Origin of the sequence: Arthrobacter sp. N1, assembly GCF_048288285.1 — a bacterium.
GTDB lineage: Bacteria > Actinomycetota > Actinomycetes > Actinomycetales > Micrococcaceae > Arthrobacter_D.
Map to the genome: position 1 here is coordinate 959,212 of NZ_CP102608.1, position 23,106 is coordinate 982,317.

Below are 23,106 nucleotides of genomic sequence, written 5' to 3' on the forward strand. Positions count from 1 at the left end.
TCTCCGGGCCGCGCGCGGGCATGCCCGGTATGGTCGGATGACGCCGACCGAGTGCCGGCGGGCATCGAACGAGGAGACAGCGCAGTGGCAGAGACCGAGAGTACCCGAGCAGCGGCCGGCGAGCGGCGACCGGACCACGACGACGCCGGGGCGGGTCTCGGCACCGACGAGGCCTCGTCCGCGGCCGGCGATGACCGCAGCGCCGGTCCCGGTGCCGACGATGCCTCGTCCACCGGCCCGCGGTCCGGCGCCACCGATGCATCGGTGTCCGACTACGGCGGGATCGCCCAGCGTCACACCCTGCCCATGCGGAGGGCGTCGACCATGCCCGACGTCCCGGGCAGCCACGACGGGGAGGCGGGACGGGAGCGGGCGTCCGGTATCCCCGTTCCGGCTGATGCGTCGGCCATGGACGCGTCCCCGTCGACAGCCGTCACTCCGACCGTCGATCCTGCCGGCGAGGGAACGTCGTCGGGCGACGCCCCACGGGAGGGGCCGCCGGCTGACGACCGCCACACGGCCGGCTTGACCGGCGTCGCTCCGACCGCTGCAGGGGCGGCGGCAGGGTCCATCGCCGGTGCATCGACGGCCGCGGGGTCGCCCGCAACCGGGTCGCCTGCGACCGGGTCCCCGGTCGCCGGGTCGTCTGCTGCAGGGCGGGCCGTGAGCGGCTCGTCCGACACGGGCCGTGCATCGACGGCTGCGGCACAGACTGCACCGGACGATTCGCCGGACAACTCGCCGGACGACTCGCCGGACGGTCGGGAGCGGCCCCGATCCAGGGTCGAGCCCACGACCGACACCGGTGCGCTGTCGGTCCGGCCACCGGACGAGGACGTCGCCCGCCGGGCCGCGGTCCGGGACCAGGCCGTCTCGGCGAAGCCGGCCCTCCCGCGCTTCCTGCAGGTCGTCGTCGCCCTGTTCTTCCCCGTCATCGTCGTCGCTGCCGCCGTCCGCGCCGTCGCGACGTCGTCCTTCCTGTGGCTCGAGTACAACCGGCCGGGGTTCCCCGCCGACCAGTTCGGGTTCTCGCTCGACGATCGGATGACGTACGGCTCCTACGCGCTGGACTACGTCCTGAACTTCGCGCCGCCCCGCTACCTCGGCGGGCTCGTGACGCCCGAGGGGGAACCGCTGTTCCTCGAGTCGGAGGTCGGGCACATGGCCGATGTGAAGGGGGTCCTCGGGCTGTCCTTCTTCATCGCGCTGGTGATGTTCGTCCTGGCCGTGATCGCGTGCGTGTATCTCGCCCGGCGGTACAAGGGCGGCATCAGGCGAGCGCTGTTCTCGGGGGCGGTCCTCACGCTGGTCGGGATCGTCGCGCTCACGGTGCTGGCGGTCATCGGATGGCAGACGTTCTTCACCCAGGTGCACGCCCTGTTCTTCGCTGACGGGACGTGGACGTTCCGGGTCGACGACACGCTCATCCGCCTGTTCCCCGAACAGTTCTGGACCGATTCGGCCGTGACCATCGCGGTCCTCGTCCTCGCGGCGACGATCCTCACGCTCGTGGCGACGTGGCCGACGAAGGCGCGCCGTGATCGCTCGATGCTCGCCCAGGACGCCGCCCAGGCCAGGTACCGCGAGGCGCTGGAGAAGTCCTGACCCGTCGTCCTCGCCGGACGTGGCACGCCGCGTGCCGGACCCGGCCGGACTCCGCCGTGGACAGGGCGCACCCCTCCTTCGGGGCCGCGGGCCCCAAAGGGGGGGTCAGCGCTTCGCGTAGAGCTCGTCGAGTGCTGCTGCGTGTTCGGCGACGACGGCGGCCCGCTTCAGTTTCAGCGTCGGTGTCAGGTGGCCCGACTCGACGGTGAACTCCGCCGCCAGGACCGTGAACCGCCGGATCTGCTCGGCACGTGACACCGTCGCATTCGCGGCGTCGACGGCGGTCTGCAGTTCCGAGCGCACCTCGGCGTCCCGTGCGGCTTCCTCGACGGTCAGTCCCTTCCTGCCGCGGCCCGCGGCCCAGCTGTCCAGTGCTTCCCGATCGAGGCTGACGAGCGCTCCGATGAAGGGTCTGCCCTCGCCCACCACCACGGCCTGTGCGACCAGCTGGTGCTCCCGGAGCCTCTCCTCCAGCGGACCGGGTGCCACGTTCTTGCCGCCGGCGGTCACCAGGAGGTCCTTCTTACGGCCCGTGATGGTGAGGAAGCCGTCCTCGTCGAGCGATCCGAGATCACCGGTGCGGAAGTAGCCGTCCTCGGTGAAGGCCTCCGCCGTCGCCTCGTCGTTCCGGAAGTAGCCGGCGAAGATCCCCGCGCCCCGCACCTGCACCTCGCCGTCGTCGTCGAGCCGGACGCTCGTGCCGGGCATCGGGATGCCGACGGACCCGACGCGCGTGAGCGCCACCGTGTTCACGGTGCACGGCGCCGTACTCTCCGTCAGTCCGTAGCCCTCCTGGATCATGATGCCCGCGCCGCGGAAGAAGTGTGCCAGGTGCTCGCTGAGCGGGCTCGCCCCTGACACGGTGTAGGTGACCTCGCCACCGAACACGGCGCGAAGCCGCGGGTAGAGGATGCGGTCGAACAGTGCGTGGGAGCCGCGCAGGAGGGGGGATGGACCGCGACCGCCCCGACCGCGCGCATCGAGGGCGCGTGAGTAGGCGACGGCGGTGCGCTCGGCCGCAGCAAAGAGCCGGCCCTTGCCGGACTCCTCGGCCCGCTGCGCAGCGGTCGCATGGATCTTCTCGAAGATGCGGGGGACGGCGAGGAGGAACGTCGGCCTGAACGTCGTCAGGTCCTCGAGCAGCTGGGCGGCCGACCCGGAATGGGCCAGCGTGATACCGCCGGTGAAGCAGACCACCTGGACGGCACGGGCCAGCACGTGCGCGAGCGGCAGGAACATGAGCGTCCGGGCGTTCTCCTGCTTGAGGAACTCCGGCAGGAACTCGAGGGTGTTGACGGCGAAGAGGGCGAAGTTGCCGTGCGTGATGACGCAGCCCTTGGGCCGTCCGGTGGTCCCGGAGGTGTAGACGATCGACGCGGCATCGGCCAGACCCCGCGAGGAGCGGGCGTCCTCGAGCCGTCCGTCGGCAACCGACGCACCGTCCGCCATCAGGGTACCGAGCGTCGGGGTGGCAGGATCGACCTGCGCGTCGCCGTCGGCTTCGCCCGGATCGACGGCGCCCAGGGTCAGCCGGACGACGGCCGTCGTCTCCGTGCGGCCGCTGCGCGCCGCGGCGTCGAGGACGACGTCCGCCTTCGCCCGGTCCTCCACGAGCACGACGGCGGGCCGGGCGTCCTCGAGGATCCAGGCCACCTGATGCGCTGACGACGTCTCGTACACGGGGACCGTGACGGCTCCCGCGAACCAGATGGCGACATCGGCGAGCGTCCACTCGTACCGCGTCCTCGACATGACGGCGACGGCGTCACCCGGCTGGACGCCGTGCGCGATCAGGCCCTTCGCCACCGCGGCGACCTGCTGGAGGAAGGACGCGGCGGAGACGTCCGTCCACGTACCACCGGTCCGCCGTGCGTAGAGCGGGCGCTGCGGATCGTCGTCGTGCGTCCGCAGGAGCAGGTCCGTCACGTTGCCGGTCGGGGGGAGGTCGACCAGGAGGTCGGTGATGGCTTCGCGCACCAGGGCTCGCTTTCGTTCCGCAGGCAAGGGGAGGGGTCGGTCCTAGATCCAGCTGGGCAGCCACATGCGTGATCGCCACTGGTCGTAGGGGATGATCTCGGCTGTCCAGATGGGCAGGAAGTAGGCCGACAGCGCGACGGCCGCGACCAGGAAGACCCCCACCAGCACGATACCCCGGCGGCGTCGGGCCGCGTCCGCTCCCGGTCCCCCCAGGACCAGGCCGAGGCAGTACACGAGCGCCAGCACGAGGAACGGCTCGAAGGCGACCGCGTAGAAGTAGAAGGTGGTGCGCTCCGGATACAGGAACCACGGCAGGTACCCTGCAGCGACGCCCGTCAGGATGGCTGCGGCCCGCCAGTCGCGGCGGCCGATCCAGAAGAAGAGCAGGACCACGAGGGAGAGCGCGGCGCTCCACCAGATCAACGGGTTGCCGAGCACGGTGACGGCCTGCGAGCAGGAGTCGGTGCCGCATCCGCCGGGCGTCTCGTAGAAGAACGACGTGGGGCGCCCGACCACGAGCCACGACCAGGCGCTCGCCTCGTAGGGGTGGTCGGAACCGAGGCCCTGATGGAACGTGTAGGCGCTGCGGTGGTACTCGGCGAGGGATCGCAGTCCGTCCGGCACCCAGCCCCAGCCATCGGCGGGGTTCGTCGCGGCCCAGGTGCGGTCGTAGGCGTCCGTGGAGCGGAACCATCCGGTCCAGGTGGCGAGGTAGGTCAGCAGCGCGACCGGCACGAGCGACACGAAGGCGAGCAACCCGTCCTTCAGCGCTCCGCCGAGCACCCAGTGATGCACTCCGGCGATACGCCGGGCGCTCATGTCCCAGGCGACGGTCAGGAGGCCGAAGGCCGCGATGAACGGGATCGCCGACCACTTGGTGCCGAGCGCCAGGCCCAGGCAGATACCGGCGGCAACCCGCCAGGGACGCAGCCCGAGGAACGGTCCGTAGGCGAGGTGCCGCGGGGCGGGGACGCCGTCGTCGCGCTGTCCTGCCAGCGAGGCGAGGCGGCGCGCGAGGCGCCGTCGTCCGTCGTCGCGGTCCAGCAGGAGCGCGGCGAAGGCGAGCAGGAGCCAGAAGCTCAGGAAGATGTCCAGCAGCGAGGTCCGGGACTCGACGAGGTGGTGACCATCCACGGCGAGCAGCAGCCCCGCTGCGCTGCCGAGCAGGGCCGAGCCGAACATGCGCTGCGCGACCAGGGCGAGCACCAGGACCGAGAGGGTCCCCACGAGGGCGGCCGAGAAGCGCCACCCGAAGGCGTTGTCGGAGCCGAACAGGAGCATCCCGAACGCGATCATCCACTTCCCCACCGGCGGATGGACCACGTAGTTGGGGGAGTCGAGCAGGACGTCGGGATTCCCCGCGTTGAAGGAGTCGTTGGCGTCCTCGGGCCACGCGCGCTCGTAGCCGGACTGCAGCATCGAGTAGGCGTCCTTGACGTAGTACGTCTCGTCGAAGACCAGGGTGCCGGGCTCGCCCAGGCGCACGAACCGGAGGACGCCGCCGAGCAGCGCCATGATCAGGGGCAGGATCCATCGGTGCGCCCCGCCGGGCGCCGCGAGGCCGAGGAGCCGGCTGCTCAGCGCGCCGTACCCGAAAGCAAGAGCCGGGGGCCTGACCCACGAGACGCCGCGGTGCGGAGAGTCCTCTCGGGGACGGACGGCGGTAGGGCTCACCCTGTCATGCTACCGGCGGTGCCTGCACGCTCCCGGCAGGCCGGGAGGTGCGGAGGACACCGCGGCATCTCCCGTCGTGGTGCGTCCCGCGGCGGCACCGTCAGGGCCTCTGCGGTGCGGCTAGGCTGGGGCCGTGAACCAGCCATACGACGACTCCGTGTCCGACCCGTCCGACGACGCCACCGAGGGGATCGCCGTCGACACCGCCCGGGACGAGACCGGGCAGGAGTCCGCCGGAGCTGGCGCCGACGCGCAGGAGGACGCGCAGGAGGACGCGCAGGAGGAGCCTCAGGGACAGGACGACCAGGGACAGGACGACGACCAGGACGACGACGCGCGGCCCGACGACGGGACCACCGTGGCCCGCGCGCCCATCACCGCGTACCGCGGTACGGCGGGGGACGGAAGCGGCCGCGGTCGGATCGTGCTCGCCGCGACCCCCATCGGCAACATGGGCGATGCCACGGAGCGCCTGATCGGCCTGCTCCACACTGCCGACGTCGTCGCAGCCGAGGACACGCGCCGTCTCCACCGGCTCGTCCAGGCGCTCGGCGTGACCGTGACCGGGCGGGTCATCAGCTACCACGAGCACAACGAGGCCGAGCGCACCCCGGAGTTGCTGGACCTCGTGCGTGACGGCGCCACCCTCCTCATGGTGACGGACGCGGGCATGCCCTCCGTCTCCGATCCGGGCTACCGGCTCGTCGAGGCCGCCGTCGCGGAAGGGCTGGACCTGACCTCCGTGCCCGGAGCCAGCGCGGTGCTGGCGGCGCTCGCGCTGTCCGGTCTGCCGACGGACCGGTTCTGCTTCGAGGGCTTCCTCCCGCGGAAGCCGGGCGTGCGGGCGGGCCGGCTCGCCGATCTCGCCAGTGAGCGCCGCACCATGGTCTTCTTCGAGGCACCGCACCGGCTCGAACCCATGCTGCGGTCCCTGCAGCAGGCTTTCGGATCGGACCGTCGGGCCGCCGTCGCGAGAGAGCTCACCAAGGTGCACGAGCAGGTGGTGCGTGGTCCGCTCCTGGAACTGCTGCAGTGGGCCCAAGCCGGTGAGGTACGCGGCGAGGTCGCCGTCGTCGTGTCCGGCGCTCCCGAGACGGCGCCCACCAGGCCCGAGGACCATGTGGGCAGTGTGAATGCGCTGATCCAGGGCGGGATGCGGCTGAAGGACGCGGTGGCCGCCGTGGCCGCGAACGGACAGGTGAGCAAGCGGGAGCTGTACGCCGCCGTGATCGCCGCACGCTGAGCTCTGTGCATTCGTCCAAAGGAAGTGCCCCAGCGGGGTGCAGCCTCCACTGGACACCCCTCCGACGCCAGGTCTAGCGTGAGCGGGAATGCCCCTCGTGGCATACCCACCCACCGTCGCGAAGGAGAACCAGCATGGCCGTCACCGCCGACCAGGAGAAGGCAGTACTCGACAAGGTGCCCACGGGGCTCCTCATCGGCGGACAGTGGCGGGACTCCTCGTCCGGGGCCACCTTCGACGTGGAGGACCCCGCGACCGGCAGGACGCTCCTGACACTGGCCGACGCGACGCCGGAGGACGGCATGGCCGCGCTCGACGCCGCCGTCGCAGCACAGGCCGAGTGGGCACGCACGGCACCGCGTGAGCGCGGGGAGATCCTGCGGCGGGCCTTCGACCTCGTGACCGCGAGGGCGGACGAGTTCGCCCTCCTCATGACACTCGAGATGGGCAAGCCGCTGGCCGAGGCACGCGGTGAGGTGACCTACGGCGCGGAGTTCCTGCGCTGGTTCTCCGAGGAGGCCGTGCGCGCCAACGGCCGCTACTCGATGGCACCGGACGGCAGGTCACGACTGCTGGTCAGCAAGAAGCCGGTGGGCCCATGCCTGCTGATCACCCCCTGGAACTTCCCGCTGGCCATGGCCACGCGCAAGATCTCCCCGGCCATCGCCGCCGGCTGCACCATGGTGCTCAAGCCCGCCAACCTCACGCCGCTGACGTCCTCGCTCTTCGCGACGGTGCTGCAGGAAGCCGGGCTCCCGGACGGGGTGCTCAACATCGTGAACACCACCACGGCCGGTGACGTCACCGGGCCGCTCATCGAGGACCCGCGCCTGCGCAAGCTCTCCTTCACGGGGTCCACGCCCGTGGGACGCAGCCTGCTGGCTGCCGCGTCGAAGAACGTGCTCCGGACCTCCATGGAGCTCGGCGGCAACGCCCCGTTCCTGGTGTTCGAGGACGCCGATCTCGATGCCGCGGTGAACGGCGCCATGCTCGCGAAGCTCCGCAACATGGGGGAGGCGTGCACGGCGGCCAACCGCTTCATCGTCCACGAGTCCGTCGCGGACCGCTTCGCCGAGGCGCTGGCCGCGCGCATGGGGGCCGTGACCCCTGCCCGTGGCACCGAGGACGGGTCGACCCTCGGTCCCCTGATCGACCGCAGGAGCCGCGACAAGGTGCACGAGCTCGTGTCCTCCGCCGTCGGCGACGGGGCGACGGCGGTCACCGGTGGCAGCCCGATCACGGGTGACGGCTACTTCTACGAGGCCACCGTCCTCACCAACGTGTCCCGCTCCTCGCGCATCCTGAAGGAGGAGATCTTCGGGCCGGTGGCCCCGATCGTCACCTTCAGCACCGAGGACGAAGCCGTGGACCTGGCGAACGACACCGAGTACGGCCTCGTTGCCTACGTGTTCACGAAGGACCTCAACCGCGGACTGCGCATCGGCGAGCGGCTGGACACCGGCATGATGGGCCTCAACGCCGGGGTCGTCTCCAATGCCGCGGCTCCCTTCGGCGGTGTCAAGCAGTCCGGGCTCGGCCGCGAGGGCGGCGCAGAGGGCATCGAGGAGTACCTGTACACCCAGTACGTGGGTATCGCGGACCCGTACGCGTCCTGATTCCGCGCTCCTTGAGCGTCAGGAGGCCGGCTCCCCGAGAGGGGGTGCCGGCCTCCGTCACCATGGGGCCCGGTTCCACCCGTCCGTCTCTGCGGGCGATGCGTTGCCGGCGGGCCGGCCCGGCTACCCGCGGCGCGAACCGGACCGGAAGCCGTTGAGCAGCGACTGCGGGAACAACCGGGCCTTGACCCTCGTGGACCAGGGGCTTCCACGCCGCAGCGCACGGGTGACGGTATCGACGTCGTCCCACCGCGGTGCGGAGGGACGCGCGAGCCTGGCCGAGCCACCGGTGCCGCCCGCGCCGAACCGCCGGCCCGGCGGGATCGCTCCGTCCGCCGCCGGGATCCGTTCGGCGTACTCCTCGTGCTCGTAGGCATTCCTGAGCCGGGCCAGCGACTCCGCAGGCTCGCCCGCGAGATCCGCCTCGCGGGTCAGGCGGGCTGCGAAGGTGCGCGGGGTGTCGGTCTCGTCGAGCGGGTGTCCGTAGTCGCCGGCGATCTCCGTCGTCTCGGCCCAGGCCGCGGTCGCGGCTCCGTCGACGGCCGACACGTCCGCGACGGCGACGGTCCGGCGGCGTGACCGGGTCCTGGCCGTGCGCAGCAGCAGGGGGACGAGGGCGAGCAGGGCGATCCCGCCGAGAGCGGCCGCGCCGGCGCCGGGCGAGGCCTCGTTCTGCGGTCCGGCACCCGGGCCGCCCGCCGCAGCATCCGAGGGTTCCGCCGACGCTTCGGCCTCCGCTCCGACCCGGGGAAGGCTTCCCGGGTTCAGGGCGTCGGAGTCGTCCGCACGGGGTCCCACCGGCGAGAAGGCCCGCTGCGCGTAGGTCGGCACCACGCCACGGGACGGCGTCGGTTCGAACTGGACCCACCCGATCCCCTCGAAGTACAGCTCGGGCCAGGCGTGGGCATTGCGGGAGTCGACGACGAACTCGTTGAGCTCGGTGCCGTCGGGGCCCTCCTCGGTGTCGCCGGTCGGGCTTCCCGGCGTGTAGCCGACGGCCACCCTGCTGGGGATGCCGGCCGCCCGGGCCATCACGGCCATGGTCCCCGCGTAGTGCACGCAGTATCCCGACTTCGAGTCGAGGAAGCGGGCCATGACATCCATGCCGCTGCCGTCGTACCCGCCCTCCACGGGGGCCTCGACCGAGTACGTGAACTCCGGTCCCCGCAGGTAGTTCTGGATGGCCATCGCCTTGTCGTAGGGGTTCACGTACTCCCCGGTGATCTCGTCGGTCCTGGTGCGGACGATCTCCGGGGTGTCGTCGGGCAGCTCGCTGAAGATCGCGGGAACGGACTCGCTGTCCGACGGCCCGATCGCCCCCAGCCCCTCCCGCGTGAGCGCCGCGGAGCGGGTTTCCACCAGGTACTCCTGCCGGGCCGTCGAGCCGCCATCCGTCGCGAGGATGGACAGATTCGCCGGATCCCAGGCCCAGCTGCCCGCGAGGTTCGAGACACCGACGGGTGCGTACGGAGACAGCAGCCAGGGGCTCGCATAGCTCTGCGTCGTGATGCGCGTGAAGACCTGCTCGGTACCGGCGCCAGCAGCAGGCGCCCCCGTCTCCGTGCCGATCTCCTCGACGCCCGCCTCGCGTTCGCCCCTCCGCTCGTCCGGCTCCCAGCGGCGTCCGCTGAAGTCCTCGAGCGTCACGGCCCGCAGGTAGACCGGGGTGTCCGCGTTGGTGGAGTAGGCGATGCGCCCGAAGCCCGTCGGGTTCCGGAGGTCGTTGCCGAGGGTGACGGCGGGATTCAGCCCCGTGGCATTGCCCCACAGGTTCAGGCGCGCGCCCTGCGGGAAGGCTCCCGAGGTGAAGCCGGGCACGAACATCGGCAGGACCACGGCGACGGCCAGGGCCGCGGCTCCGATCATCGCGCTGCGCCCGGCGAAGCCCGAAGACGCTCGCGCCCCGCCCGACGCGAGCCGATTCCCCCGCCACTGCGCGACGGCGAGGAGGAGCAGGAACGCGAGGACCGTGGTGATGAAGGCGAACATGCCCACACCGGTGGGCTTCACGACGGCCGGCGAGATCATGACCGTGATCAGGGCCAGGCCGCTGGCTGCGGGCATGCGCAGGGTGGTCGAGAAGAGGTCGACGACGATCGCGATGAGCCCGAGCGCGGCGCAGACGATGAGGAAGATCCCTGCACTCGGCAGGACGGGAGCGACCTGGGACACCACCGTCTCCTCGGCCTGGGCGAGCAGGCGCTGCAGTTCCAGCGAGGTGCCCGGACCGGGTACCACCCCGAGGATGCTCTGGCGCGGGAAGAACTGGGCGGTCAGGGACCCGATGAGGGCGAGAACCCCCACGAGAGCGGTGATGATGCTGCCGAGGCGGAGCGCCCGCGTGGCGGCCATCGCCACCAGGACGGGGACGAGGGTGCCGACCACGGGCGCGAGCCACGTCCAGGGTTCGACGACACCGTTGAGGCTCGTCGCCGCCGCGAGCACCGCGAGGAGGCAGGCACCCGTCACGGCCCAGTGCCACGGGTCGGCCGACGGCGACCGTCGGGGAACGGCCGGCGCGGTGCCCGGAGCCGTCGCGGGGCGGGTGAGAGTCGAGGTCATGCTGATCCCCTGGAGATGTCGCGTGCGGGTCGGTGCTGCTCGGACGGGCGCCCGGCGCCCGGGGCGGCGCCTGCTCCGGAAGGAACGGGACCGGCGGGCTGCTCGAGACCGGCCCAGACCGTGGGAAGGGATGCCATGGGTGACGCCGCGGTCGCATGCCAGCCCGCATCGCGCAGGATGTCGATCTGTCTCCGGGAGTCCGCGGGGCGCTCGGTCGCGATGATGGCGTACGACGGGGAACTGCCGTCCGCCGCAGAGGCGAGCGCCTTCGCTTCCTCGGTCGTCAGGACCCCGACGACGGCGATGAGGGGGCCGCGGTGCCGCGTCGCGGCGAGCTTGTCCAGGAGATCGTCGCCGTACGCCGCGTGGTGGGCTGTCTGGGCAGCTTCCGCCGTCGACCGCCGGATGCGTCGTGCCGCCGCCCGCGCGGCCTCGCCGGCCCGGACCGCGCTGCTACCGGTGCCGTCCTCTGCCGAGGACCGCCGCCCGGTTTCCGGCGCGAGTTCCAGGGCGGCCAGGCCCTCGGCGATGCCGGCGACCGCGCCCTGGCCGTGGTGCTCCTCGTCGGACGGGAACGGCGCGGAGGCGGAGTGCAGCAGTGCAGGCGCCCCGTGGTGGTCGAGGAAGCGCAGGGCGTAGTTACGCTCGAGGAGGTGCGCGCTGATGGACATGACAGCGGTGACCGCCCACTCGAACGTCGGCGACGTCGTCAGGCCCGTGCCGTCCCCGCTGCCGAAGGCGGCACTGAACCCCGTGGCGAAACCGTGGTGGCGCTGGTCCATCAGCAGGGTTGCCTGCGGCGTGGTCACGGATTCCTCCTGCCGGACCATCAGTTCGCTGTGGCGGGCGGTGGCGGCCCAGTGCACCCTCCGCATCGAGTCGCCGTGCCGGTATTCACGCGTCATGACGTCGTCGTCGCTGGGGTTGGCCTGCCGCCTGGTCGCCGCCATGCCGTCACTCCCCCGCGAGCCGGACAGCGCGGTGCCGAGCAGGTCCACCGGCGCTGGCGTCACGACCAGCGGATCGCTGCCGCCGAGGACATGGCGCGAGATGCACAGTCCGAACGGGTCCGTGAACTCGGCCGTCACGGGCCCGATCCCGTACACGCCCCGGGAGGCCGATCTGAGCCGGTACTCGTAGAGGGACACGCCGTCGCGCGTGGGGTTGCGTGACGGATAGGTGAATTGGGGGGCCTGCCCGAAGCGGGCCGGGAGTCGCTCCTCCATCGCAACCGTCGCACCGCCGGCCACCGAAGCGGTCAGCGAGAGGGTGACGGTCGTCGTCGCCCCGATCTCCATGGACTGCGGCTGGAAGCGTCGCGCCGCGGTGAAGCGCGGCTTGACGATCCGGAGGACGATCAGCGAGGCCAGGGGCAGGGCGAGCAGCAGCACGCCCACGTACAGGAGGTCACGCCGGCCCAGGATCTGCGCCGCCAGCAGAGAGACGATCGCGGTGAGGACGAAACCCCAGCCGCGCACGGTCAGGATGCGCGAGGGGAGCTTGTCGAGGAGGGCCATCGGAGATCCGCCGGATCTAGGAGGGGACCGAGTCGGGGGTCGGACGCGTCATCGCCGCTGCACCTCGCGGGCCACGGGGACGCGCGCGAGGACGTCCGCGACGATGGTGGATGCGGTGTCTCCGGCACTGGTGGCCTTGCGGTCGAGCAGGAGGCGGTGGGCGAGGACGGCGTCGGCGATCGCGGCGATGTCATCGGGCAGGACGAAGTCGCGCCCCTCGAGGGCTGCGCCCGCCTTCGCGGCGCGGAGGAGCTGGAGCAGGGAGCGGGGGCTCGCGCCGAGCCGCAGCCTGGGGTGCTCGCGCGTGGCGCGGCCGATCGAGACGGTGTAGTCCTTGACCGCGGGCGAGACGTAGACACCGCGCACCTGCCGCATCATGCCCGCGATGTCCGCGACGCTCGCCACCGGCCTGATCGCCTCGAGGGGCGAGACGGACTGGTGGGTCTCCAGCATGTCCGCCTCGGCCCGCGCATCGGGGTAGCCCATCGAGATGCGCGCCATGAAACGGTCCCGCTGGGCCTCGGGCAGGGGATAGGTGCCCTCCATCTCGATGGGGTTCTGCGTGGCGACCACCATGAACGGCGCCCCGAGCGGGTGCGTATGGCCGTCGACGGTCACCTGGTGCTCCTCCATGCACTCGAGCAGCGAGGACTGTGTCTTGGCGGAGGCCCTGTTGATCTCGTCGCCGATGACGATGTTCGCGAACACGGGTCCGCGCCGGAACTCGAAACGCCGCGAGTCCTGGTTGAAGATCGAGACGCCCGTGACGTCGGACGGCAGCAGGTCGGGGGTGAACTGGATCCGGTTCACGGTGCAGTCGATCGTCCGCGCCAGGGTCTTCGCCAGCATGGTCTTGCCCACCCCCGGGACGTCCTCGAGGAGCAGATGGCCCTGTGCCAGCAGAACCGTCAGGGCCAGCCTCGCCGCTTCGGGCTTCCCGTCGATCACGGTGTCGATCGCATCGAGGATGCGGGTGCTGATCTCGTGGAATCCTGCTCCCGGGACGTCCGGGGCCGCCGATCGCGGATCGTCGGCGACCTCGGCGATGTTGTGCTGGACGTCCATGGGTACCTTCCACGCGAGAGCCTGCACCGGGACCGTCGGCCGGGGCGGCCGGGATCGACGACACAGGGGACGGCCGCGACCGATCCGGCGCGGGGCAGGACAGACCGGGCTGCTGGATTCAACAGATTACTAGCTCAACTTGTCCCCGGGGCGATAAGTTCCGCGCGCTGGCTAGGCTTGAAGGTATGTGTGACAGTGCGAACGCGGCCGGCCGCGGCCTGACCGTCGGGGAGACCCCGCCCGCCTATCGGGAGCCCGAGGAGGCCGACGCGTCCGGCTCCGACGCGTCCGGCTCCGGCGAGCCCGCGGGGGAGGTGCGACGGCGACGGAAGGGTGGCTTCCCGCCCCTGCCGGAGCCGCTCGCGGTACCGGTGATCGACAACCACACGCACTTCGACGTCCGGGACGGGGCCGTCATGGTCCCGATCGGCGAGGCCCTCGACGCGGCCGAGGCGGCCGGGGTCCGCGGCGCGGTCCAGGTGGGGACCGATCTGGAGTCCTCGCGGTTCACGGCCGCCGTCGTCGAGCAGGATCCCCGCCTGCTCGGCGCGGTGGCGCTGCACCCCAACGACGCCCCGCTCCTCGCCGAGGGAGGGACGCTCGACGACGCCCTGTCGGAGATCGAGCATCTCGCGGCGGGCGACAGGATCCGGGCCCTCGGTGAGACCGGCCTGGACTACTTCCGGACCGGGGAGGATGGACGCGGGGGCCAGCTGAGGTCCTTCCGAGCCCACATCGACATCGCCAAGCGCCTCGACAAGGCGCTCCAGATCCATGATCGGGAGGCGCACGACGACGTCGTGGCCACCCTGCTGTCCGATGGGGCACCCGACCGCGTGGTGCTGCACTGCTTCTCGGGCGATGCCGACCTGGCCCGTGTCTGCAACGAGCAGGGCTGGTTCATGTCCTTCGCAGGCACCGTCACCTTCAGGAATGCCGCGAACCTGCGGGAGGCCCTGCTCGTCGCGGACCCGGGGCTCGTCCTGGTGGAGACCGATGCCCCGTTCCTGACGCCGCATCCCCACCGCGGCCGTCCGAACGCGAGCTACGTCATGCCGAACACCGTGCGGGCGATGGCGGAGGTCGTCGGCTCCGGCGTGGACGCCCTGTGCTCCCGGCTCACCGCCAACACCGAAGCGGTGTACGGGAGCTGGGACGCTCCGTGACGGCCATGCTGCTCCGAGCCCGTCCGGCGGGTCGCATCACCGGAGGAGTCGGCGGATGATCGACGTAAGTAGCCCGATCCGGCGAACCGAGTAGCACCCCGCAGAAGGCGGGTGGGCGGCACTCGTGCCACGCCGCACACGCGCTCCGTAGCCTCGATGCAGGGACTCCCGCCCGCCTGTGCCAGCACGCCGGCCGGCGGGTATCCCCTCGCCGCCCTTCTTCTGAGACCGGAGGGGCCGGCGCACACGGTGGCCTCCCTTCCCAGCGAGGAGGCCGCTCCCGAGCGGGTCGGCGGCGCCGGGCACCCTCCTGAGACCAGGGTTCCCATCAGGCGTCGCCGACTCCCTCCACCGGATCTCCGCTCACCCGCCCTCGACCGTCCGCTTCGGCACCCGCCGGCTCCGGGTCCGGATACCGGCGGGTGCCGAAGCGGATGACCGCCGTCCGCCGGGCCGTCCGCCGGGCCGGATACGATGGCGGAGTGACTTCGACCCCTGCCGCGGGCCAGCCCGCGCCCCTCCTCGGCGCCGCCGACATCCGCCGACTGGCAGCAGAGGTGGACATCCGCCCCACCAAGACCCTCGGCCAGAACTTCGTCATCGACGGCAACACCATCCGCAGGATCGTCACGGCGGCCCACCTCGCTCCGGACGAGACGGTGCTCGAGGTGGGACCAGGGCTCGGATCCCTGACCCTGGGCCTGCTCGACGCCGCGGAGCGGGTCGTCGCCGTAGAGATCGATCCGGTGCTGGCCGGGAAACTCCCGGGGACGATCGCGCAGTGGCGGCCGGACCGCACGGCGGCCCTCGACGTCGTCCTCGAGGACGCCCTGCGCGTCACGGCACTGCCGCACGCGCCGACCGCCCTGGTCGCCAACCTGCCCTACAACGTGGCCGTCCCCGTGGTCCTCAACCTCCTCGCGCGCTTCCCCACGCTCCGGCACGGTCTCGTGATGGTGCAGGACGAGGTGGCCGACCGGCTGGCAGCCCCGCCGGGGTCGAAGGTGTACGGCGTGCCCTCGGTGAAGGCGGCGTGGTACTCCAGCATGACGAAGGCGGGGGTGATCGGGATGAACGTCTTCTGGCCGGCGCCGAAGATCGCCTCCGGCCTCGTCCGGTTCACGCGGCGCGAGCCCCCGGTCACGACGGCGACCCGGGAGCAGGTCTTCGCGGTCATCGACGCGGCGTTCGCGCAGCGGCGCAAGACGCTCCGGGCTGCGCTCGCCGGCTGGGCAGGGTCCCCGGTGCTGGCCGAGCAGGCCCTCCGCGCCGCGGGCGTCGACCCCACCGCTCGGGGCGAGGTGCTCGACATCACCGCTTTCGCGCGCATCGCCGAGGCCAAGGTCGACGCCACGGTCGACGCCGGAGCCGGAGCCGGAGCCGGAGCCGGAGCCGGACCCGGACCCGACACCGACGCCGCGCCGACCGCGCCGACCGCGCCGACCGTGCCGGGGCCACCCGAGGCGTCCGCTGCGGGCTGACGCCGTCGGCTAGGTTGGTGGACATGGTCTCGGACAGAACTCTCGACATGCGCACGGACTTCGCCCGTGCGCGCTCCGTCCGGGTGAAGGCCCCTGGCAAGATCAACGTCTCGCTCCGGGTGGGCCCTCCCCGGGAGGACGGCTACCACGGCATCGCGAGCGTGTTCCTCGCCGTCTCCCTCTACGAGGAGGTGCTGGCGACCGAGACCCCGGGTCAGGGGATCAGCGTCACCGTGAACGGGCAGGGCACGCTGAACCTGCCCGCGGCGAGCATCCCGCTGGACCGCAGGAACCTTGCCGTGCGCGCGGCCGAGCTGCTGGCCGAGGTGAGCCCCGGTCACACCGGGGTGCAGCTGGACATCACCAAGCGCGTGCCGATCGCGGGCGGAATGGGCGGAGGATCGGCCGATGCCGCCGCGGCCCTCCTCGCGTGCAACGCCCTGTGGGGCAGCGGGTTCTCCCGGGACGAACTCGCGAAGATCGCCGTGGACCTCGGTGCGGACGTGCCGTTCGCGCTGGTCGGTGGCACCGCCGTCGGCCTCGGGGTGGGGGACCAGCTCACGCCGGCCATCTCCAAGACGCCGCTGCACTGGGTCCTCGTCACCTCCGACTACGGGCTGTCCACGCCGGAGGTCTACCGGACTCTCGACGCGATCCGGCTGCGGGACGGTGTGGAGCCCGACCCCCAGCCCGGCATCGATCCCGCGATCCTCGGCGCCATGCGGGCCGGGGACGCGTCGGGCCTGGCGCCCCTGCTGCACAACGACCTCCAGCAGGCCGCGCTCGAACTCGCTCCCGCCCTGGGAGATATCCTTGAGACCGGCAGGACCGCCGGAGCACTGGCCGGGATCGTGTCAGGATCCGGGCCCACCGTCGCCTTCCTCACCCAGAGCTCAGGTCACGCAGCCGAGCTCGAGGTGCTCCTCGCATCGGAGGGGCTGCAGGCGACGTCCGTCCACGGTCCGGCCCACGGGGCCCGCATCTCGCAGGACCCCCAGGGCTGACCCGGGGCCACCCCCGGATCAGCACACCACACCGCTCAACCGAAAGCAGCATCTTCGTGGCACACCTCCTCGGCGCGGAATCCCTCAGCGTCGCCTTCGTCACCCGCACCATCCTCGACACCGTGTCCCTCGGGCTCGAGGACGGCGACCGTATCGGCATGGTGGGGCGCAACGGCGACGGCAAGTCCACGCTCATGCGCCTCCTCGCCCAGCGGAGCGTGCCCGATTCCGGCCGCGTCACCAAGCGGCGGGACGTGTCCGTCGGCTACCTCGACCAGTCGGACGTGCTCGACGGCGACCTCGAGGTGGGTCGCGCGATCGTGGGCGACCAGGCGGACCACGAGTGGGCCTCCAATCCGAAGATCCGCGATGTCATGGGCGGTCTCGTCTCGGAGGTCGACTGGCACGCCCGCGTCTCCTCCCTCTCCGGCGGGCAGAAGCGCCGCGTGGCGCTCGCGAAGCTCCTCATCGGCGACGACGACGTCATCATGCTCGACGAGCCCACCAACCACCTCGACGTCGAGGGCGTGGCCTGGCTCGCGAAGCACCTGAAGCAGCGGTGGCGCCCCACCGAGGGTGGGCTGCTCGTGGTGACCCACGACCGCTGGTTCCTCGACGAGATCTGCAACCACACGTGGGAGGTGCACGATGCCATGGTCGACGACTTCGACGGCGGCTACGCAGCCTACGTCCTCGCCCGGGCCGAACGCGACCGCATGGCGTCCGTCGTCGAGTCCAAGCGCGTGCAGCTGGTCAAGAAGGAACTGGCCTGGCTGCGGCGCGGCGCACCGGCCCGCACGGCGAAGCCGAAGTTCCGGATCGAGGCGGCGAACGAACTGATCGCGGACGTCCCCGAGCCGCGTGACTCCCTGGCGCTCAGCAAGATGGCCATGTCCCGGCTCGGCAAGGACGTGCTGGATCTCGAGGACGTGAGCCTCGCCATCACCGACGGCGAAGGCCGGGACCGGACGCTGTTCGACCGGATCACCCTGCGCCTGGCGCCGGGGCAGCGGCTCGGGCTCGTGGGCGTGAACGGTTCGGGCAAGACCACCCTGCTGCGCCTGCTCAACGGCGAACTGCAGCCGACGGCGGGCAAGGTCAAGAAGGGCAAGACCGTCCAGACCGCGGTCCTGTCGCAGGAGGTCCGTGAGCTCGACGACGTGAACGACCTGCGGGTCATCGAGGTCATCGAGTCGGAGAAGCGCGTGTTCGCCGTCGGGGGCAAGGAGGTCTCGGCGAGCCAGCTCGTGGAGCAGCTCGGCTTCACCAACGAGAAGCAGTGGACGCGGGTGAGCGAGCTGTCCGGCGGCGAGCGCCGTCGCCTGCAGCTGCTGCGCCTGCTCGTCGGCGAACCGAACGTGCTGATGCTCGACGAACCGACCAACGACCTCGACACCGACACGCTCTCCGCCATCGAGGACGTCCTCGACGGCTGGCCGGGGACCCTCGTAGTGGTCTCCCACGACCGCTACCTGCTCGAGCGCGTGACCGACTCCCAGATGGCGCTGCTCGGCGACGGGCGCCTGCGCGACCTCCCCGGCGGCGTCGACCAGTACCTCGACCTGCGGAACGCCGCGGGCCCGATGACCGCCACCGGCAGCGCCGCCTCCCCGGCCGTCAGCGGTGGATCGGCAGGGACGTCGTCCGAAGCGGATCTCCGGCAGGCGCGCAAGGACCTCGCACGGATCGAACGGCAGATCTCCAAGGTCGATGCCCAGAAGGGCAAGCTGCAGGCACAGATGGAGGAGGCCGGGGCGAAGTCCGACGCCGACTTCGGGGTGATCGCGGGGCTCAACACGCGCCTTCAGGAGCTCCAGGCCGAGATCGAGGACCTGGAAGGCCAGTGGATGGAAGCCGCCGAGGTCCTGGGGGAGTAGGCCGGCCTCTCAGGGGAAGCGGTGCCGTTCTGACCGGGGTGGGTACCGTCGAGCGTGGATTTCGCCCTGGGGCCTGCAGGTGCGCAGACCGTGGCGGATGCCCGCAGGCTCTTTCGGTATGTGGTTCTCGTGCCAGGAGTGTGGCTGGAGTGCGGCTGGATTGTGGCTCGAGTGGGGTAGGAGTGAGGTCGGTGACGTCCCGCCAGGTAGCCGGAGGCTGCAGGGACGAGTAGAGGGGGATCGACGGCGCGTGGCGTTCACGCTCCTGCAGGCGCCCGATCACGCCTAGGGTCAGAGGCGACGTGCGGCACCAGTCCGTGTGCCGTTGGATGTACCGGTCCACACAACGCATCTCAGTGCGGTGTACCGGGTACGGGATCGACTCAGGGGACATCGATAGTGACCACCAGTGACAACTCCACCCCTACCGTTCGGCTGCCGTGGGCAGACGCCACGAGGGGAGCCGGCGTGATCGCCGTGGTGGTCTTCCATGTCCTCATCTGGGTCCATGACCCGGTGTTCGGCACCGAGACAGCGGCGGGTCCAGTCCTGTCCCGGGTGAACGCACTCCTCGGGACCCTGCGCATGCCCGTCCTGTTCGCTCTGGCGGGGATCCTGGCATCGCCGTCCCTGATCAGGGGAGGCGATGCGCGCAAGGCCCTGTCGAGGAGTGTCTCGAGCTACTACCTCTATGTCGTCTGGCTCCTCATCTATCTTCTTCTGTTCCTCCTGGTCGGGACTCCCGGCAGCCCGCACTACTTCGACAGCTTGAACGGCTTCCTGACCCAGCTGGTCGTACCGGATACGACACTGTGGTTCATCTTCGCGTTGGCTGTGTACATACCGGTCGTCCTCGCCGCGCGCGCCATCCGTCTTCCCCCACCGGTGTTGCTCGTCCTCGCCGTGGTGGTGTGGTTCGTCCTGCAGTCGGAGGGCGACGGCAGCCTCCTCGAACGGTGTGCGGAGCACTTCGTCTTCTTCGCCTCCGGCGTCTTCGGTGCTGCGGCCCTCAGGAGAGCCGCAGCAGCCCCGCTCTGGCTGGCGGGGCTGTTCTCTGCGGTGTTCCTGGCATTGATGGCCCTGCGGACCACTGATCTCGGAGCGCAGAATGAGGCCCTCGAGTTCATGAGTTCGCTCGCCTCCATCCCGGCCATGGCTGCCGTGGCGCATCAGGTGTGCCGGATCGCGCCGGTGGCGCGCGCTGCAGGGTTCATCGGTGCGCGCACCCTTCCGGTGTACGTGCTCCATCCGGTCGTGATCGTCTGCATCCTCGTTTTCGGGCGCCAGGAAGCGCTGGGGCAGTTCGTCGACTCGTTCGTCGTCGACGCCCTCTACCCCCTCGTCCTCTCGGCAGTGATCATCGTTGTCTGCCTCACCGCCGAGAACCTCCTCGCGCGAATTCCCGGCAATCCGCTGTTCGCCCTGCCCGAGTCCGTTCGACGGAGGATACTGGGCCCTCGCCGGCAGGACACCACGGCGACTCGCCGCCGGGGGAGCGCGCCGCTCGATGCCGGAGCCGGCGCCGCCGGCGGGTGATCGGCTCGCCGAAGGGTGCGGGGCGTGGCAAACTAGATAACCGTGCGCAGGTGCCCCGCGCCGGGGTCCAGCTGCCGCATGGTCCGCCCTGGTGTAATGGCAGCACCCCAGCCTTTGGAGCTGTGGAGTATAGGTTCGAATCCTATGGGCGGAACGGCGCAAGCCCCGGTACCGGTCCCTCGCGGACGGCGGATCCGGCCACCACACCACAGGTAGGAGTGCCCGCTTCGTGAGCCCCCAGAGTGAAGAGACGGTGACGCCGGCGGCGTCCACCGCCCAGAAGCCGGCGGCGGTCATCGTCCTCGCCGCGGGAGCCGGGACCCGCATGAAGTCCCGCACACCGAAGATCCTCCACCCGCTGGGCGGTCGGTCCATGATCGGTCACGCGCTCGCCGCGGCGCGGGGCCTGGACCCCCACCACCTCGCCGTCGTCGTCCGGCACGAGCGCGAGCTCGTCGCCGCGCACGTCGCGGGTGTCGATCCCGAGGCCCTGCTGGTCGACCAGGACGACGTCCCGGGGACCGGCCGCGCGGTGCAGGCGGCCCTCGAGGCCCTGGACGCGAGGGAGGGCACCATCGGGGGCACCGTGGTGGTGACCTACGGCGACGTACCCCTGCTCGAGGCCGCGACCCTGCGGGACCTCGTCGAGGTGCACGTCCGGGACCGGAACGCCGTCACCGTGCTCACTGCCGAGCTCGACGACGCCACCGGCTACGGGCGCATCGTCCGGAGTCCGGACGGCACGGTACTCGGCATCGTGGAGCACAAGGATGCCTCCGAGGAACAGCGGACCATCCGCGAGGTGAACTCGGGGATCTATGCGTTCGACGCCGACGTCCTGCGGAGCGCGCTCGGCCGGATCGACGCCGGCAACGCCCAGGGCGAGCTGTACCTGACCGATGTGCTCGGCATCGCACGGAACGACGGCGGCAGGGTGGCAGGACTGATCGTGCAGGACCGCTGGCAGGTCGAGGGCGCCAACGACCGCGTCCAGCTCGCCCATCTTGCCGCCGAGCTGAACCGCCGCATCCTCGAACGGTGGATGCGCGCGGGCGTGAGTATCGTCGACCCCGGCAGCACCTGGATCGACGTCCACGTGGAGCTGGCCGAGGATGTCACGGTCCTGCCGGGAACGCTGCTGCACGGCACCACCACGATCGCCAGGGACGCCGTCGTGGGTCCCGACACGTCCTTGACGGACGTGTCCGTCGGGCAGGGAGCCCACGTGACCCGGACCCACGGCAGCGGCGCCAGGATCGGCGACGGGGCCAGCGTCGGTCCCTTCACCTACCTCCGGCCGGGAACGGTACTGGGCGAGGACGGCAAGATCGGCGCGTTCTACGAGACCAAGAACGTGGTGGTGGGCCGCGGCTCGAAACTCTCGCACCTCGGCTATGCGGGCGATGCGGAGATCGGTGAATACACCAACATCGGCTGCGGCAACATCACCGCCAACTACGACGGTGTCGACAAGCACCGCACCGTCATCGGGTCCCACGTCCGTACCAGCTCGAACACGGTCTTCGTCGCGCCGGTCACGGTGGGCGACGGCGCCTACACCGGTGCCGGCGCCGTCATCCGCAAGGACGTCCCCGCCGGGGCGCTCGGACTGAGCGTCGTGGCGCAGCGCAACGTCCCGGGCTGGACCTCGGAGAAGCGACCCGGCACAGCTGCGGACGAGGCGGCGCGCGCGAGCATGGCCGGAACCGACACATCAGGCCCACAGGCAACGAAGGAACCACAGGAAAGCGGTCAGTCATGAGCGAGATCACGGCACGCGGCGAGAAGAAACTGGTGCTCGCCTCCGGGCGTGCACACCCCGAACTGGCCGAGGAGATCGCGTCCTGGCTCGGCACCGAACTGCTGCCGGTCTCCGCCTACGACTTCGCCAACGGCGAGATCTACGTACGCTCCGGCGAGAGCGTGCGTGGTACCGACGTCTTCGTCATCCAGGCCCACCCGGCGCCCCTGAACAACTGGCTCATGGAACAGCTCATCATGGTGGATTCGCTCAAGCGGGCCTCGGCCAAGCGGATCACCGTCGTCTCGCCGTTCTACCCCTATGCGCGGCAGGACAAGAAGGGGCGCGGACGTGAACCGATCTCCGCCCGCCTCGTCGCCGACCTGTACAAGACGGCGGGAGCGAACCGCCTGATGTCCGTGGATCTGCACACCTCCCAGATCCAGGGGTTCTTCGACGGCCCCGTGGACCACCTCATGGCCATCCCGCTCCTCGCCGACTACATCCGGACGAGGGTCGACGCCGACAATGTCACGGTCGTCTCGCCCGACACCGGACGGGTGCGCGTCGCCGAGCAGTGGGCCGAGCGGCTCGGGGGGGCACCCCTCGCGTTCGTGCACAAGAGCCGCGATCTCACGGTTCCGAACCAGGCCGTGTCCAAGCAGGTCGTCGGCCAGGTCGAGGGCCGCACCTGCGTGCTCATCGACGACATGATCGATACCGGGGGCACGATCTCCGGGGCCGTGCAGGTGCTGAAGAACGCCGGGGCCAAGGATGTCATCATCGCGGCGACCCATGCGGTGTTCTCCGATCCGGCGGCTCGTCGACTGGCCGAGTCCGGGGCCCGTGAGGTCGTCGTCACCAATACTCTGCCGATACCCTCCGAGAAGCGCTTCCCCCAGCTCACGGTCCTGTCGATCGCACCCCTGATCGCCCGTGCCATCCGCGAGGTGTTCGACGACGGATCGGTGACGAGCCTCTTCGACGGCAACGCCTGAACGGATGCCGTGCCCTGCTGAAGAGCAAGGGCAGGCGTCGAGAG

The 23,106-nt window shown here is 71.0% G+C and carries 15 protein-coding genes and 1 tRNA gene; 11 read left to right on the top strand and 5 right to left on the bottom strand.

The annotated features are described in order from the left end of the window. The first annotated feature begins 84 nt into the window (after positions 1-84). Entirely contained in the window at positions 85-1,605 is a 1,521-nt protein-coding gene (locus NVV32_RS04455) for a TIGR01906 family membrane protein (protein WP_422391520.1), read from the top strand. 105 nt (positions 1,606-1,710) lie between these two features. On the opposite strand, the gene NVV32_RS04460 is transcribed toward NVV32_RS04455, so the two are convergent. Together NVV32_RS04460 and NVV32_RS04465 are read right to left on the bottom strand one after the other, a co-directional pair. Further along, positions 1,711-3,582, bottom strand: a complete 1,872-nt coding sequence (locus NVV32_RS04460; protein WP_422391521.1) for an AMP-dependent synthetase/ligase — start codon at positions 3,580-3,582, stop codon at positions 1,711-1,713. Positions 3,583-3,624: 42 nt separating this feature from the next. Beyond that, positions 3,625-5,097 carry a dolichyl-phosphate-mannose--protein mannosyltransferase gene (locus tag NVV32_RS04465; RefSeq protein WP_055770244.1) on the bottom strand — a complete coding sequence of 491 codons (1,473 nt, stop codon included), beginning with the start codon at positions 5,095-5,097 and terminating at the stop codon, positions 3,625-3,627. A 610-nt stretch (positions 5,098-5,707) separates the two neighbouring features. On the opposite strand from NVV32_RS04465, the gene rsmI reads away from it, so the two are divergent. Both rsmI and NVV32_RS04475 read left to right on the top strand, forming a co-directional pair. Then, positions 5,708-6,499, top strand: a complete 792-nt coding sequence (gene rsmI / locus NVV32_RS04470) for a 16S rRNA (cytidine(1402)-2'-O)-methyltransferase (protein ID WP_235498863.1) — start codon at positions 5,708-5,710, stop codon at positions 6,497-6,499. 134 nt (positions 6,500-6,633) lie between these two features. Further along, complete coding sequence (locus tag NVV32_RS04475) at positions 6,634-8,115, top strand: NAD-dependent succinate-semialdehyde dehydrogenase (protein WP_422391522.1); 1,482 nt, start codon at positions 6,634-6,636, stop codon at positions 8,113-8,115. Positions 8,116-8,238: 123 nt separating this feature from the next. On the opposite strand, the gene NVV32_RS04480 is transcribed toward NVV32_RS04475, so the two are convergent. From NVV32_RS04480 to NVV32_RS04490, 3 genes are read right to left on the bottom strand one after another with little or no spacing between them, the layout of a single operon-like run. Beyond that, positions 8,239-10,677: a transglutaminase TgpA family protein gene (locus NVV32_RS04480; RefSeq protein WP_422391523.1), complete on the bottom strand. Its 2,439-nt coding sequence runs from the start codon at positions 10,675-10,677 to the stop codon at positions 8,239-8,241. Beyond that, positions 10,674-12,194, bottom strand: coding sequence for a DUF58 domain-containing protein (locus tag NVV32_RS04485; protein WP_422391524.1), 1,521 nt, complete (start codon positions 12,192-12,194; stop codon positions 10,674-10,676). Before NVV32_RS04485 ends, NVV32_RS04480 begins: the two co-directional genes overlap by 4 nt. A gap of 48 nt (positions 12,195-12,242) precedes the next feature. Continuing rightward, on the bottom strand, positions 12,243-13,259 hold the full coding sequence (locus NVV32_RS04490; RefSeq protein ID WP_055770257.1) for an AAA family ATPase: 1,017 nt from the start codon (positions 13,257-13,259) through the stop codon (positions 12,243-12,245). A gap of 185 nt (positions 13,260-13,444) precedes the next feature. Between NVV32_RS04490 and NVV32_RS04495 the strand changes: the two genes are divergently transcribed. From NVV32_RS04495 to NVV32_RS04530, 8 genes are all read left to right on the top strand, one after another. Further along, positions 13,445-14,425, top strand: coding sequence for a TatD family hydrolase (locus NVV32_RS04495; RefSeq protein ID WP_422391525.1), 981 nt, complete (start codon positions 13,445-13,447; stop codon positions 14,423-14,425). A 482-nt stretch (positions 14,426-14,907) separates the two neighbouring features. Continuing rightward, entirely contained in the window at positions 14,908-15,906 is a 999-nt protein-coding gene (gene rsmA, locus NVV32_RS04500) for a 16S rRNA (adenine(1518)-N(6)/adenine(1519)-N(6))-dimethyltransferase RsmA (protein ID WP_422391526.1), read from the top strand. Positions 15,907-15,929: 23 nt separating this feature from the next. Beyond that, positions 15,930-16,910, top strand: a complete 981-nt coding sequence (locus NVV32_RS04505; RefSeq protein WP_422391527.1) for a 4-(cytidine 5'-diphospho)-2-C-methyl-D-erythritol kinase — start codon at positions 15,930-15,932, stop codon at positions 16,908-16,910. Between the two features lie 56 nt (positions 16,911-16,966). Next, complete coding sequence (locus tag NVV32_RS04510) at positions 16,967-18,787, top strand: ABC-F family ATP-binding cassette domain-containing protein (RefSeq protein ID WP_055770260.1); 1,821 nt, start codon at positions 16,967-16,969, stop codon at positions 18,785-18,787. Between the two features lie 399 nt (positions 18,788-19,186). Then, positions 19,187-20,323, top strand: coding sequence for an acyltransferase family protein (locus NVV32_RS04515; protein WP_422391528.1), 1,137 nt, complete (start codon positions 19,187-19,189; stop codon positions 20,321-20,323). 82 nt (positions 20,324-20,405) lie between these two features. Further along, positions 20,406-20,477 (top strand) — tRNA-Gln (locus tag NVV32_RS04520). A gap of 75 nt (positions 20,478-20,552) precedes the next feature. After that, a complete protein-coding gene (gene glmU / locus NVV32_RS04525) occupies positions 20,553-22,085 on the top strand; it encodes a bifunctional UDP-N-acetylglucosamine diphosphorylase/glucosamine-1-phosphate N-acetyltransferase GlmU (protein ID WP_422391529.1) in 1,533 nt (510 codons plus the stop codon). Next, on the top strand, positions 22,082-23,062 hold the full coding sequence (locus tag NVV32_RS04530; protein ID WP_055770265.1) for a ribose-phosphate diphosphokinase: 981 nt from the start codon (positions 22,082-22,084) through the stop codon (positions 23,060-23,062). The genes glmU and NVV32_RS04530 overlap by 4 nt, the downstream gene beginning before the upstream one ends. The last annotated feature ends 44 nt before the right edge of the window (positions 23,063-23,106 follow it).